7 protein-coding genes are annotated in these 15,355 nt (G+C 67.9%); 5 read left to right on the top strand and 2 right to left on the bottom strand.

Going from position 1 to position 15,355, the window contains the following annotated elements:
• Positions 1-101 precede the first annotated feature (101 nt).
• From G6N53_RS23575 to G6N53_RS23565, 3 genes are read left to right on the top strand one after another with little or no spacing between them, the layout of a single operon-like run.
• A complete protein-coding gene (locus G6N53_RS23575; RefSeq protein WP_163892930.1) occupies positions 102-983 on the top strand; it encodes an Rv1363c family protein in 882 nt (293 codons plus the stop codon).
• Complete coding sequence (locus tag G6N53_RS23570; RefSeq protein WP_163892926.1) at positions 980-1,624, top strand: hypothetical protein; 645 nt, start codon at positions 980-982, stop codon at positions 1,622-1,624. Before G6N53_RS23575 ends, G6N53_RS23570 begins: the two co-directional genes overlap by 4 nt.
• 19 nt (positions 1,625-1,643) lie before the next feature.
• Positions 1,644-2,321, top strand: coding sequence for an IspD/TarI family cytidylyltransferase (locus tag G6N53_RS23565; RefSeq protein ID WP_163892923.1), 678 nt, complete (start codon positions 1,644-1,646; stop codon positions 2,319-2,321).
• Here the strand turns inward: G6N53_RS23565 and G6N53_RS23560 are convergent.
• Both G6N53_RS23560 and G6N53_RS23555 read right to left on the bottom strand, forming a co-directional pair.
• A complete protein-coding gene (locus tag G6N53_RS23560) occupies positions 2,290-3,006 on the bottom strand; it encodes an IspD/TarI family cytidylyltransferase (RefSeq protein WP_163892920.1) in 717 nt (238 codons plus the stop codon). The genes G6N53_RS23565 and G6N53_RS23560 overlap by 32 nt on opposite strands.
• Before the next feature lie 99 nt (positions 3,007-3,105).
• On the bottom strand, positions 3,106-4,383 hold the full coding sequence (locus G6N53_RS23555) for an MFS transporter (protein WP_163892917.1): 1,278 nt from the start codon (positions 4,381-4,383) through the stop codon (positions 3,106-3,108).
• A gap of 342 nt (positions 4,384-4,725) precedes the next feature.
• On the opposite strand from G6N53_RS23555, the gene G6N53_RS23550 reads away from it, so the two are divergent.
• Positions 4,726-5,475: a MerR family transcriptional regulator gene (locus tag G6N53_RS23550; RefSeq protein WP_163892914.1), complete on the top strand. Its 750-nt coding sequence runs from the start codon at positions 4,726-4,728 to the stop codon at positions 5,473-5,475.
• Between the two features lie 597 nt (positions 5,476-6,072).
• A complete protein-coding gene (locus tag G6N53_RS23545) occupies positions 6,073-15,336 on the top strand; it encodes a type I polyketide synthase (RefSeq protein WP_163892911.1) in 9,264 nt (3,087 codons plus the stop codon).
• Positions 15,337-15,355 lie beyond the last annotated feature (19 nt).

Genomic DNA, 15,355 nt, shown 5'->3' with positions numbered 1-15,355 from the left:
GGAGACGGGTATCGTCGCGGCAATACTCAAAATGAAGAATGCCATTCTCGCAGTAGTGCACGTATCCGTACGTGCCCTGAGGTTCAGTTCAGGAGGTCGGTGTGCCGTCTTTCAGGCGCCGTGACTCGGTGATCGACGCCGATTCCGTCGACCCGCCGCGGACCTTCGACCGTCCGCTCGACGCCGAGCAGGCGCGAGCGCTGGCCGAGGAAGCAGAAGCAGAAGCTGCCGAGGCCGAGGCGATGGCGGCCGCCGCCCGGGCGCGAGCACGCGCGATCAGGTTGCGACGAGAGGCCGAAGAACCTGTCGACGTCGACGCGCCGCAGGCCGAGGTCGAACGGGAAGCGGTGGACGACACCGACGCCGAACTCGACACCTACGCCGAAGACAGCATCGAAGACGACACCGACACCGACACCGACACCGAAGGCGACACCGAAGGCGAGTCGACCGTCGCGGAGGACGCATCCGCCGGCCGGCGGATGCGGCGCTTGCCGCGGCCGAGCTGGAAGGGGTTGCTCGCCGCACTGGTGATCGTGTGCACGGCGGCCCTGCTGGCGGTAAGCGGCTACATGGTCTGGCACCACCGTCAAGCGGTTGAACTGCAGCAGTTGGACGCCGAGTACACCGCGGCGGGTCGGCAGAGCGTGGTGACGTTGATGTCGCTGGACTTCAACCAGGCGCAGGAGGATGTGCAGCGCATCATCGACAACTCGACCGGCCAGTTCAAAACGGACTTCGAGCAGCAGGCCACCGACTTCGTCGAGGTGGCGCGTGCCTCCAAGGTCATCACCGAGGTCACGGTGAACTCTGTGGCCGTGGAATCGATGACCGAGAATTCGGCGGTTGTGCTCGTCGCGGCGTCCTCCCGCGTCACCAACTCCGAGGGTGCCAACCAGGAGCCCCGGACGTGGCGACTCAGCGTGGATCTGCAGCGCGAAGGTGACCAGATCAAGATGTCGAAAGTCGAGTTCGTCCCGTGAGCGATGAAGGCAGCGAAAAAGACAAGGACGCCGACGCGGCCACCGTCGCAGGCGACGATGCCGCTGTTGACGAGTCCGACGACGCCGGGTCCGTAGAGGGAGCGCGGAACGCCGATGCGGCCGTCGGTGACCGTCCCCGCAGTGCGTGGCGTGGCACGCGTTTCAAGGTGAGTGCCATCCTGCTGGCCGCGGCCCTGCTCGGTTCTGCGGGACTGGCGGGCTGGCTGTACGTCAACCAGTACCGGCCGGATGAACAGACCGACGCCGCTGCAGCGAAGGTGGCGCTCGATGCCGCCACCACCGGCACGATCGCGCTGCTGTCGTATTCGCCTGAATCGCTCGACCAGGATTTCGCAGCTGCCAAGTCCCGCCTCACCGGTGACTTCCTTTCCTACTACACACAGTTCACCGAACAGATCGTCACGCCGGCCGCCACCGAGAAATCCGTCAAGACGGCGGCGTCCGTGGCGAGGGCCGCGGTCTCGGAGATCCAACCGGATTCCGCGGAGGTCCTGGTGTTCATCAACCAGACCACCACCAGCAAGGAGAATCCCGACGGTGCGTTCGCGGCCAGCAGCGTCAAAGTGGGTCTGACGAAGATCGACGGCGCCTGGCTCATCGAGTCGTTCGACCCGGTGTGAGCGGTATACCCTCAGCGCCGTGACAGTCACGGCGATCCTGCCGGTGCCGGTTCGGTTCGCGCGGCGTCGGGACGCCGTGTTCGCCGCGGTGGCGGGAACCTCTCCGCTGGACCGTGCCGTCCGCGCACTCGAGGTGGCGGGCGACGTCGTGATCGCCGTGGCCGGTCCGCTCGCCGACCAGGTCGGTGAGGCCCTTGCCGGACAGCCTTTTTCAAGGGTGCGGGTGGTCGTTTCCGAGCCGCCGGGCGAACGCGTGCACTGTGTGGCCGCCGGTCTTACCGTTGTCGCCGACGCCAGTCATGTGGTCGTCCACGACATCGAGTGGCCCACGGCCGGCACCGGTGTCGTCGATCGCATCGCGGCCGCGCTGCGGGAGGGGGCGGTGGCAGTGATGCCCTCTCGTCCGGTCACCGACAGCGTCAAGTCGGTCGATCCGGATGGTGCCCTGACAGCGACGCTGGACCGCTCACAGCTGCGCACCGTGCAGTATCCCCGCGGGTTCGCCGCGGACGTGCTGACGCAGCTGGTCGGTCTGCACCGATCGGGTCCGTTCGACGAACTGGAGGCAGCGCTGTCGGCAGGCGTCCCGGTGAGCCTCATCGACGGTGACGCCGAAGCGTTGAGCGTCGAGTTGCCCCGCGACACGGATTATCTCGCGGCGCTCATCACAACTCGGCAGGATCTTCCGACGCCGTGAGAAGGTGCTCTGCGACGGCGATGTCGCGCGCATAGGTGACCTTCAGGTTGGTGGGGTCGCCCGGGAAGGTGTGCACCAGCGCATCGGTGTAGCGCTCGACGCACGACGATGTGTCCGTGCCTTCGAAGCCGTCTCCTGCGGCGCAACGGTAGGCGCGCAGCAGCTCTTGCGCCCGGAACGCCTGTGGCGTCTGCACTCTGACCAGCGCGCCGCCCGCGGCCACCGATTCCGGCCCGTCCGCACCCACCCGCACAAGCCCCGTGACGGGCAGGGCAGGCAGCGCGCCGCCGAACTCCCGGGCGACTGCGATCGCCGTACGGAACAGCTCAGGTCCGGCGAGCGGCCGGGCCGCGTCGTGGATCGCGACCACGTCCACGGCGCCCGACTCGATGTCGGCGGACAGGTACTGCAGCACCCGGGACTCTGACGCGTGCCTGGTCTGACCACCCTCGACCAGTTCCACTTGGGCGTCGGGGAGTTCGCGCGCCACGCTGTCGCGCGCCACCTCCATCTCACCCTGGCGGTACACCAGGACGGTTCGCGCTACGTCCGGCAGCCGCGACAGGGTGTGCAGGGACCAGATCACCATGCTGCGCCCGGCCAGTGGCAGGTATGCCTTGTTCCCGTCGGCGCCGACCCGGGTCCCCAGGCCGGCTGCCAGCACCACACCGACCGCCTCGCCCATGAACGCACAGTATCGCGGCGGCCCCGTCGCAGATCCGGACCGACCTGCCGAACGGCTCTGCCGGATCAGCGATACGGTCGCTGAGGCCGTGGCGAGCAGTCAACGCGAACCCTGATTGTCGAGGTTCCCCGCGCCCTCGAGAAGCAGTTGGTCGTTCTGTTCCCGCAGCAGCCTGCGCGCCTTGCTCCGGGTGATCAGGATGCCGACCACGGCGAGCGTCCATACCGCGTACTGCAGCGTCCAGGCCATCCGGAACGAGTCGAACGAGATGCCGCCACCTGCTTCCAGGAGCCATCCCATCCCCTGCATGAGCAGCAGGGACGCCAGGAAGCCGCCCATGTTGACCATGCCCTGCGCGGTGCCGAGCGTGGCGGTGGGGTTGAAGGTACGTGCGAAGTCGAAACCGACCATCGACCCGGGCCCACCGACGGAGATGACCACGACGAGGACAACAAGCAGCCAGACCGGAGCCGGCCCTGGAAGCGCCAGCACCACCGTCCACACCAGCGCGTTGCTGGCGATGATGGCGAGTACCAGGCGGGAGCGTCGCTGGGGGTGCCTGCCGGTGAAGATGCCCACCAGTACCCCCGAGGAGATCGCGGCGACGACCGACAGTGTCAGCAGCGTTCCGGCCGCCGCCGCGGACAGTCCCTGCGCCACCGTCAGGTAGGGCACGCCCCACATCAGCGCGAACACGGTGACCGAGAACTGGGTTCCCATATGGGTGAAGAACCCCAGCCGGGTGCCCGGCCGAAGCCACACCGTCTTGACGCTGTGCAGCGTTTGCCGGACCGTCATCGCTTCCGCGGTGACCACGTGCCCCTCGGGGGCGTTCTTGACGATGAGCAGGATCAGCACGATCGCCAGCACCCCCAGGGCCGCCACCGATGCGTAGGCGACCGACCAGCCGGCGGCGGCCAGCAGCGCGAGGAACGGCACCGCCGACAGCACCTGTCCGAGCTGCCCGCAGATCCCGGTCAGCTGCGTCACCAGCGGTACCTGGCGCGGGCTGAACCAGTGAGGGACCAGCCGCAGCACCGAGATGAACGTCACCGCGTCGCCGAGCCCGACGACCGCGCGCGCCGCGATGGCCGTCGGCAGCGACTCGGTGAACGCCAGGACGAGCTGCCCTGATGCCATCAGTGCCGCCCCGGCCACGATGAGGGCCTTCGACCCGAATCGGTCGAGCAGCAGCCCCGCGGGCACCTGGGCGCCGGCGTAGACGACGACCTGGAGGACGACGAACGTCGCCAGCAGGCTCGGACTCGCATCGAATCGGTCGGCGGCTGCCAGGCCGGAGACACCGAGTGTGGTGCGGTCCAGCACAGCCACGATGTAAGCGAGCAGCCCGGTCGCCCAGACGATCCAGGGACGCACGCGGCACCTCTCGTAATTTGTCTTAATGTCCTGCGAATGCAGGGGCGGCCCATCCATGATTCCCCAGACGCGGGGGCCGGCGCCAACCGATATCCGTGTGCGGGCCGCGCGGATCGACTCTGCGCCGGGGGAGAAGTTGGCTGGAAGTGTGCATGCACGTCGGCAGCTCTGTGCCCTTGCCCGAGTTTGCCCAGATAGAACGCTCAGGTTTGCTGTGGGCGGGTCGGTACGGCGCCGTGAAAATGCTTCGCTCGATGGGCGGGCGGCGCGGTTAAAGTTGATCCATGTACTGCTGCAGTCTCCGTTCACCCCGCCAGGTACGACGTGCGGGGGAGCGGTGCGGTGGCTGAGTACCAGCTGCAGGAACTCGCGCGGGCATCCGGCGTCAGCGCCCGAAACATTCGCGCCTACCGGGAACGTGGCCTTCTCGACCCGCCCCGCAGGGTCGGGAGGTCCGCGCTCTACGACGACTACCACCTCTCGCAGCTCAACACCATCAGTGAGCTACTGCGCAAGGGCTTCACCTCGACCCACATCGCCGAGTTCTTCACGAGCATGCGCCAGGGCACCGACCTCGCGGACATCCTGGGCCTTCAGCGGGCGGTGCTGGGGCCGCGGACCACGTCGGAGGACCGAGGCGAGGCAGTCGGCCTCGACGCCGACACCGAAGAGGCCCGCAAGTTGGTGTCCTACGGCCTCGCCGACATCGTCGCCGGCAAGGTGGTGATGGTGGTCGACGGTGTCGTCGGCGAGATCCTGAGCCGGTCACCGGACCGCCTGCTGTACGTGCGCGCGCTGGTGAAGTTCCTCGACGCGGCCGACGGAGCCGTCAACGACGCCGCCAAGGGGTTCGTCGCGAGCCTGAACAGCTTGTACCGCGCCCGGGTCGGCGCTCAGTACCTGCCCAGGCCCGATGAGATGGACCGGTTGCGCGAGGTCGTCCAGGACTACCGTGAGTTGGGGGCCGCCGTCCTGGCCGCCCGCTTCGACGAGGCGACCCGACGCCTGATGGTGACCTCGGCAACCGATTACACCGCCGGGATCCTGTTCAGCGGTGAGTGGGAGCCCCGGGAGGCGAGTCGGGCCGAGTGAGGCTTCTGGGAGGTTCCTCAATCCGAGTTTCGGTCGCGGGACTCAAGACTTACCGACTGGTAAGTTTCGACAGCAAACTTGGACACATCGCGAAAACACATGACAAGACATTTGTGCGCAAGTTGTCGTCTGTGCACTTGGCCTGGTCGCGTCATGTGCGAACAGTGCTTCCCACATAACGATTGTGTAACAATACTGCCTTGATCTGCGATTCTTTCCTACTCGACCGTAACCACCTGCATGCAGGACGTTTGTCCCGGAAGGGTTTCGGGCGTCCTGAACAGCGCGTTATGCAATCCCTGTTACCCATGCGTAGAACTCGCCAGTAACCATTCTCGGCGCAAAAATGGTGCTGTCTCTTATGACACTCTTAGTACGGCTGGAGTGTCCACCGCGATCCGCGAGGATGCGTCGGAGTGCTTGCGCTTTCTTGGCGGCACCCAGGGTTGCGGACGACACCAGCCGGATTCGACGCCGAATCGCAACGGTTCCAGCCGGAGTGCAGATCTGCACCCGGACGGGGCCGCCCACAGTCCACGACGAGCAGCAGCCCCACGACGAGCGATGTAGCGCGCAACACCGAGGAGACAACAAGACGTGACGATCAACGACCAGCAGCGTGCCACCCACACCTCCGAGAACGGGGAGGTCTTCGAACCGCTGTCAGGGACGCACGCCCTCGTCGATCGACTGCACTCCGGTGAGCCGTATGCGGTCGCGTTCGGCGGCCAGGGCGGCGCCTGGTTGGAGAACCTCGAGGAGCTGGTGAACTCGGCAGGGATCGAGTCCGAGATCAGTCAGCTGGTCGCCGAGGCCGAGCTGTTGCTCGAGCCGTTGGCGCGGGAACTGGTGGTGGTGCGCCCGATCGGCTTCGAACCGATGAAGTGGATCCGCGCACTGGCCGCCGACGAGCCGTTGCCCGCCGTCAAGGACCTCACGACCGCCGCGATCTCGGGCCCCGGCATCCTGCTGACCCAGATGGCCGCGCAGCGCGCCCTCAAGCGCCAGGGACTGGATCTCGACGGACATCCTCCCGTCGCGATCGCCGGTCATTCGCAAGGCGTCACCGCCGTGGAGTCGTTGAAGGCTCGCGGGACCCGTGATGTGGAACTACTCGCCATCGGGCAGCTGATCGGCGCCGCCGGATCGCTGGTCTCCCGCCGCTGCGGGATGGTCGGCCGTGGCGACAAGGCCCCGATGGTGTCGGTCCTCAACGTCGACCCGGCGCGGATGGCGGAGCTTCTCGACGAGTTCGCCCAGGACGTGCGCACCGTGTTGGCGCCGGCCTTGTCGATCCGCAACGGCCGGCGCTCCGTCGTCATCACCGGCACCCCCGAGCAGTTGGCCCGCTTCGAGCTGTACTGCGAGAAGATCACCGAGAAGGAAGAGGCCGAGCGCAAGAACAAGACGCGCGGCGGCGCGATCTTCCGCCCGATCTTCAACCAGCTCAACGTCGAGGTCGGGTTCCACACGCCGCGCCTGTCGGCGGGTGTGGACCTGGTCAACGAGTGGGCCGCCCGTACGGGCCTGGATCGCGAACTGACGCGCGAGCTCACCGAGACCATCTTCGTCAAGCCGGTGGACTGGGTGGCCGAGGTCGAGGGTCTGGCCGCCACCGGCGCCAAGTGGATCGTCGACCTGGGGCCCAGTGACACCGTGACGCGGTTGACCGCGCCGATCATCCGCGGCCTCGGCATCGGAATCGTCCCCGCCGCGACGCGGTCCGGCCAGCGCAGCCTCTTCACCGTGGGCGCTGCGCCCGCAGTGGCACCGGCCTGGGCGAGCTACGCTCCGCAGACCATCGCCCTGCCCGACGGTTCGGTCAAGGCTTCGACGAAGTTCACCCGCCTCACCGGCCGGTCGCCGATCCTGCTGGCAGGCATGACCCCGACGACCGTCGACGCCAAGATCGTCGCCGCTGCGGCCAACGCCGGGCACTGGGCCGAACTGGCCGGCGGCGGTCAGGTCACCGAGGAGATCTTCGACGGACGTATCGCCGAGCTCACCCAGCTCCTGGAGCCGGGCCGTGCGGTGCAGTTCAACTCACTGTTCCTCGACCCCTATCTGTGGAAGCTGCAGATCGGCGGCAAGCGGCTCGTGCAGAAGGCGCGCCAGTCCGGCGCCCCGATCGACGGTGTGGTCGTCACCGCGGGCATTCCCGATCTGGAGGAAGCCGTCGATCTGATCGAGGAGTTGCACACGGTCGGCATCACCCATGTCTGCTTCAAGCCCGGCACGATCGACCAGATCAAGTCCGTCATCAAGATCGCGGCCGAAGTGCCCGACCGCGACGTCATCGTCCACATCGAGGGCGGCCGCGCAGGTGGACACCATTCGTGGGAGGACCTCGACGATCTGCTGCTGAGCACCTACGGGGAACTGCGCAAGTACGCCAACGTCACCATCTGCGTCGGCGGTGGCATCGGCACTCCGGAGCGAGCGGCCGAGTACCTGTCCGGCGAGTGGGCACGGGCCTACGGGTTCCCGGAGATGCCGGTCGACGGCATCCTGGTGGGCACCGCCGCGATGGCCACGTTGGAGGCCACCACGTCACCGGCGGTCAAGCAGATGCTGGTGGACACCACCGGCACCGAGACCTGGGTCGGCGCCGGGAACGCCATCAACGGCATGGCCAGCGGTCGCAGCCAGCTGGGCGCCGACATCCACGAGATCGACAACACCGCATCGCGGTGCGGTCGGCTGCTCGACGAGGTCGCCGGTGACGCGGACGCTGTCGCGGAGCGTCGCGACGAGATCATCGCCGCCATGGCCGACACCGCCAAGCCGTACTTCGGCGACGTCGCCGACATGACCTACCTGCAGTGGCTGCAGCGCTACCTCGAGCTCGCCATCGGCGACGGTGACAGCACCGCAGACACCGCTGCCCCCGGTAGCCCATGGCTGGCCGACACCTGGCGTGAGCGCTTCGACGAAATGCTCAGGCGTGCCGAGGCGCGTCTCAACGAGCAGGACTTCGGGCCCATCGAATCCCTGTACGCCGGCGCCGAGGGACAGGCGCTGCTGGAGCATCCGGACCAGGCCGTCGCGATGTTGGTGGCCCGTTACCCCGACGCCGAGACCGTGAAGCTGCATCCGGCCGACGTGCCGTTCTTCGTGACGTTGTGCAAGAAGCCGGGTAAGCCGGTGAACTTCGTGCCCGTCATCGACAAGGACGTGCGCCGCTGGTGGCGCAGTGACTCGCTGTGGCAGGCGCATGACGCCCGCTACACCGCCGACCAGGTCTGCATCATCCCCGGTACGCAGGCGGTTGCGGGTATCACCCGCGTCGACGAGCCGGTCGGTGAGTTGCTGGACCGTTTCGAGCAGGCGATCGTCGATCACGTGGTCGCCTCCGGTGTGCAGCCGGTGTCGGTGGTGTCCCGCCGGCAGGCCCGCGCCGACGTGAGCGGCCCGCTGGCCGTCGTGCTCGATTCGCCCGACGTGCTGTGGGCCGGACGCACCGCCATCAACCCGGTGCACCGCATCGGCGAGCCCGCCGAGTGGCAGGTCAACGACGTGCCCGGCAAGCCGAGCGCGACGCATCCCAACACCGGCGCCCGCCTCGAACAGAGCGCCGACGGCGCCGGAAACGTCTCCGTGACGCTGAGCGTGCCGCTGTCCGACATCTGGATCGACATCCGCTTCACGCTGCCCTCGACCACCGTCGACGGCGGCATGCCGATCGTCACCGTCGAGGACGCCTCGAAGGCGATGCGGGCGGTGCTTGCGATCGCCGCAGGCGTGGAGAGCCCGGAAACCCTTCCCGCCGTCGACGGCAACGGTGCTGTCAGTGTCACCGTCGAATGGGACCCGGAGAAGGTCGCCGACCACACCGGGGTCACCGCGACGTTCGGTGCCCCGCTGGCGCCAGGTCTCACCCTGGTGCCCGACGCCCTGGTCGGCCTGTGCTGGCCCGCGGTGTTCTCGGCCATCGGTTCGGCGCTGACCGACGACGGTTTCCCGGTCATCGAGGGCCTGCTGAGCCTGGTGCACCTCGACCACGCCGCACACCTGCTCCAGCGCATGCCCGCAACCAAGGCCGAGTTGACGGTCACGGCAACGGCTTCGACGGCTGTCGACACCGAGGTCGGGCGCGTTGTCCCGGTCGCGGTGACGATCACCGGGTCCGACGGTGCCGAGCTGGCAACGCTGGAGGAGCGCTTCGCGATCCGGGGTCGCACCGGCCCGGTCGAACTGGCCGATCCCGTGCGCGCCGGCGGAGCGATCACCGACAACGCGACCGACACGCCCCGGCGCAGGCGCCGCGACGTCGTCGTCACCGCACCTGTGGACATGAGCGCCTTCGCCGTGGTCTCGGGCGATCACAACCCGATCCATACCGACCGGGCGGCTGCGCTGCTCGCCGGTCTGAAAACGCCCATCGTGCACGGCATGTGGCTCTCCGCCGCAGCGCAGCATGCTGTCACCGCAACCGATGGACGGGCCACCCCGCCGGCACGCCTGGTCGGTTGGACCTCCCGGTTCCTCGGGATGGTGCTGCCCGGCGACGAGATCGAGTTCCGGGTCGACCGCGTCGGCATCGACCGCGGTGCCGAGATCATCGAGGTGTCGGCCAAGGTCGGCGGTGAGCTCGTGATGGCGGCAACCGCTCAGCTCGCTGCCCCCAAGACCGTGTACGCGTTCCCCGGCCAGGGCATCCAGTCCAAGGGCATGGGCATGGACGTGCGCGCCCGGTCGAAAGCCGCGCGCAAGGTGTGGGATTCGGCCGACAAGTTCACCCGCGAAACGCTGGGCTTCTCGGTGCTGCACGTCGTCCGCGACAACCCGACCAGCCTGATCGCCTCCGGCGTGCACTACCACCACCCCGAAGGGGTGCTGTACCTGACGCAGTTCACCCAGGTCGCCATGGCGACGGTGGCCGCTGCCCAGGTCGCCGAGATGCGCGAGCAGGGTGCGTTCGTCGAGGGCGCGATCGCGTGTGGCCACTCGGTGGGCGAGTACACGGCACTGGCCTGCGTCTCCGGCGTGTACCAGCTCGAAGCGCTGCTGGAAGTGGTCTTCCACCGCGGCTCGAAGATGCACGACATCGTGCCGCGGGACGCGCAGGGCAGGTCGAACTACCGGCTCGCGGCCATCCGCCCGTCGCAGATCGACCTCGACGACAACGACGTCACCGACTTCGTCGCCGAGATCGCCGAGCGCACAGGGGAATTCCTGCAGATCGTGAACTTCAACCTGCGAGGCGCGCAGTACGCGATCGCCGGCACGGTGCGCGGGCTGGAGGAATTGGAGGCCGAGGTCGAGCGTCGTCGCGAACTCAGCGGCGGCAAGCGCTCCTTCATCCTGGTGCCCGGCATCGATGTGCCGTTCCACTCGGAGGTGCTGCGGGTCGGTGTCGCCGACTTCCGCCGGTCGTTGGAGCGGGTCATGCCGACCGATGCCGATCCGGAGTTGTTGATCGGCAAGTACATCCCGAACCTGGTGCCGCGCCCGTTCACGCTGGATCGCGATTTCATCGAGGAGATCCGGGATCTGGTGCCTGCCGAGCCGCTCGACGAGATACTGGCCGACTACGACACCTGGCGGAACGAGCGTCCGCGTGAGCTGATGCGCAAGGTCGTCATCGAACTGCTGGCCTGGCAGTTCGCCAGCCCGGTGCGCTGGATCGAGACGCAGGACCTGCTCTTCATCGAGGAGGCCGCGGGTGGTCTCGGTATCGAACGGTTCGTCGAGATCGGCGTGAAATCCGCACCGACCGTCGCGGGACTGGCCACCAACACGCTGAAGCTGCCGGAGTACTCGCACAACACCACCGAGGTGCTCAACGCCGAGCGTGACGCCGCGGTGTTGTTCGCCACGGACACCGATCCCGAGCCCGATGTCGATGAGCCGGTGGAGGATTCGGCGCCGGCTGCCGAAGCGGCACCGGCGGCCGCCGCGGCACCCGCTGCTGCGGCACCTGCCGCCGCACCCAGCGGTGGCCCCCGCCCTGACGACCTGACCTTCGACGCTGCCGATGCCACGACGGCGCTGATCGCGCTCTCGGCCAAGATCCGTATCGACCAGATCGAACCACTCGACTCCATCGAGTCGATCACCGACGGTGCCTCATCGCGACGCAACCAGATGCTGGTGGACCTCGGCTCCGAGCTCAACCTCGGTGCCATCGACGGTGCCGCCGAGGCGGATCTGGCCGGACTGAAGGGGCAGGTCACCAAACTGGCCCGCACCTACAAGCCGTTCGGCCCGGTGCTCTCCGATGCGATCAACGACCAGCTGCGCACGGTCTTCGGGCCGTCCGGCAAGCGGCCGGCCTACATCGCCGAGCGGGTCAAGAAGACCTGGGAGCTCGGTGACGGCTGGGTCAAGCACGCCACCGTCGAGGTGGCGCTGGGCACCCGCGAGGGTTCCAGTGTCCGCGGTGGAGCACTGGGTGGATTGCACGACGGCGCCTTGGCCGACGCGGCGAGCGTCGACAAGGCGATCGACGCCGCGGTCGCCGCTGTCGGCGCGCGCCGTGGTGTGTCGGTCTCGATTCCCTCCGCCGCGGGTGCTGGTGGCGGAGTGGTCGACTCCGCCGCGCTCGGTGAGTTCGCCGAGCAGGTCACGGGTCCCGATGGGGTGCTCGCCAACGCGGCCCGCGTCATCCTGGATCAGCTGGGCCTGAGCGTTCCCGTCGTCACCCCCGAGCCGTCGGCGGACGCGGAGCTCATCGACCTGGTCACCGCCGAACTCGGTTCGGATTGGCCACGTTTGGTGGCACCGTCATTCGACGGGCGCAAGGCCGTGCTGTTCGACGACCGGTGGGCCAGTGCGCGTGAGGACCTGGTCAAGATCTGGCTGATGGACGAAGGCGACATCGAGGCCGACTGGCCGCGCCTGTCGGAGCGGTTCGAGGGGACCGGTCACGTCGTGGGCACCCAGGCGACCTACTGGCAGGGCAAGGCGCTGGCCGCAGGGCGCAACGTGCACGCCTCGCTCTACGCCCGCGCCGCAGCGGGTGCGGAGAACCCGGGCACGGGTCGCTACAGCGAGGAAGTCGCCGTGGTGACTGGCGCGTCGAAGGGCTCGATCGCCGCCTCGGTGGTGGCTCAGCTGCTCGACGGTGGCGCCACCGTGGTCGCGACCACGTCCAAGCTGGATGACAGCAGGCTCGGCTTCTACCGTCAGCTCTACCGCGACAACGCCCGCTTCGGTGCGCAGTTGTGGGTGTTGCCGGCGAACATGGCGTCCTACAACGACATCGACGCGTTGGTCGAGTGGGTCGGCACGGAGCAGACCGAGAGTCTCGGGCCGAAATCGATCCACATCAAGGATGCGCTGACCCCGACATTGCTGTTCCCGTTCGCGGCACCGCGGGTGGGTGGAGACCTCTCCGACGCCGGATCTCGCTCCGAGATGGAGATGAAGGTTCTGCTGTGGGCCGTGCAGCGGCTCATCGGCGGGCTGTCTCACATCAGTGCCGACCGCGACATCGCTGCCCGCCTGCACGTCGTGCTGCCCGGCTCGCCGAATCGCGGCATGTTCGGTGGTGACGGCGCGTACGGCGAGTCGAAGGCGGCGTTGGACGCGGTGGTGTCCCGCTGGAAGGCGGAAACGTCGTGGGCACAGCGCGTCAGCCTGGCGCATGCGCTGATCGGATGGACCCGCGGTACCGGCCTGATGGGCCACAACGACATCATCGTCGATGCGGTCGAGGAAGCCGGGGTCACCACCTACTCCACCGAGCAGATGGCGGCCATGCTGCTGGACCTGTGCGACGTCGAGACCAAGGTGGCAGCTGCTCGCGAGCCTGTGCAGGCCGACCTGACCGGCGGTCTGGCGGAGGCCAACTTGGATCTGTCCGAGCTCGCCACCAAGGCCCGCGAGAACGCTGCCGCACCGGCAGAGGAGGCCGAGGACGACGAGACCGCCGATCACACGATCGCCGCGCTGCCGTCGCCGCCACGTCCGGCCACCCAGGCGCCCGCGCCGGACTGGGCCGACCTCGACGTCGACCCCGCCGATCTGGTCGTCATCGTCGGTGGTGCGGAACTGGGGCCCTACGGCTCGTCGCGCACCCGATTCGAGATGGAGGTCGACAATGAACTGTCGGCAGCCGGAGTTCTCGAGCTCGCATGGACCACAGGTTTGATCAAGTGGGAAGACGATCCTCAACCGGGTTGGTACGACACCGAATCCGGTGAGCTCGTCCAGGAAGCGGACTTGGTCGAGAAGTACCACGACGTGGTCGTCGAGCGCGTCGGCATCCGTGAGTTCGTCGGCGACGCGGCCATCGATCCGGATCACTCGGCCCCGCTGCTGGTGTCGGTGTTCCTGGACAAGGACTTCTCCTTCGTGGTGTCGTCCGAGGCCGATGCGCGGGCGTTCGTGGAGTTCGACCCGGAGCACACGGTCATCAGCCAGGTGCCCGACAGCACCGACTGGACCGTCATCCGCAAGGCCGGTACCGAGATCCGCGTGCCGCGCAAGTCGAAGCTGTCCCGCACGGTCGGCGCGCAGATCCCGACCGGATTCGACCCGCAGGTCTGGGGCATCACGCCGGACATGGCGAATTCCATCGACCGGGTGGCGTTGTGGAACCTCGTCGCGACGGTCGACGCGTTCCTGTCCGCCGGCTTCTCGCCGACGGAGCTGATGCGGTGGGTCCATCCCAGCCTGGTTGCCAGCACGCAGGGCACCGGCATGGGTGGCCTGACCTCGATGCAGACGATGTTCCACGGCAATCTGCTCGACAAGAACAAGCCCAACGACATCCTGCAGGAGACTCTGCCGAATGTGGTTGCTGCACATGTGATCCAGAGCTACGTGGGCAGCTACGGATCGATGATCCACCCGGTCGGGGCGTGCGCGACAGCGGCTGTCTCGCTCGAGGAGGGGCTCGACAAGATCCGGCTGGGCAAGGCAGAGCTCGTCGTCACCGGTGGCTATGACGACCTGACACTGGAAGCCGTCATCGGCTTCGGTGACATGGCCGCCACCGCTGACACCGGGGTGATGCGGGCCAAGGGCATCAGCGACTCGAAGTTCTCACGCGCCAACGACCGGCGCAGGCTGGGCTTCGTCGAGGCACAGGGCGGCGGCACGATCCTGCTGGCTCGCGGCGACCTGGCGCTCCGGATGGGGCTGCCGGTGCTGGCCGTGGTCGCCTACGCCCAGTCCTACGGCGACGGTGTGCACACCTCGATCCCCGCTCCCGGCCTCGGTGCTCTGGGTGCCGGTCGTGGTGGCCGGGAATCGGTGTTGGCCAAGTCGCTGAACAGGCTGGGCGTGGGCGCCGACGACATCGCCGTCATCTCCAAGCACGACACCTCGACGCTGGCCAACGACCCCAACGAGCAGGAGCTGCACGAGCGGCTCGCCGACTCGCTGGGTCGGTCCGAGGGCGCGCCGCTGTTCATCGTCAGTCAGAAGAGCCTCACCGGGCACGCGAAGGGCGGCGCGGCGGTCTTCCAGACGATGGGCCTGTGCCAGATCCTGCGTGACGGCGTCATCCCGCCGAACCGCAGCCTCGACTGCGTCGACGACGAGTTGGCCACCTCCGCGCACTTCGTGTGGCCGCGAGAGACGCTGAGGATGGGCGAGAAATACCCGTTGAAGGCGGGCCTGGTGACCAGCCTCGGATTCGGTCACGTGTCGGGTCTGATCGCCCTGGTGCACCCGCAGGCGTTCATCGCGTCGCTGAGTCCCGAGCAGCGGGAGACCTACGCGGCTCAGGCGCAGGAGCGCAGCCTGGCCGGGCAGCGCAGGCTGGCGTCGGCGATCGCCGGCGGGCGGCCGATGTACGAGCGGCCCGACGGGCGCCGCTTCGACCAGGAGCACCCCGAGAAGGTGCAGGAGGCGGCCATGCTGCTCGATGCGGCGTCACGACTCGGCGAGGACGGCGCGTACCTGCGTTGACCCGTGAGATAGCGTGCTC

The sequence above is a fragment of the Mycolicibacterium hippocampi genome, assembly GCF_010723735.1.
Taxonomy (GTDB): domain Bacteria; phylum Actinomycetota; class Actinomycetes; order Mycobacteriales; family Mycobacteriaceae; genus Mycobacterium; species Mycobacterium hippocampi.
The sequence above is the reverse complement of the archived record's forward strand: the minus strand, read 5'-3'. Positions and strand labels throughout refer to the sequence as shown.

What these genes read in the sequence shown, in the direction of transcription:
- G6N53_RS23560 (WP_163892920.1), bottom strand. Translation starts at nt 3,006, where the DNA reads ATGGGCGAGGCGGTCGGTGTGGTGCTGGCAGCCGGCCTGGGGACCCGG.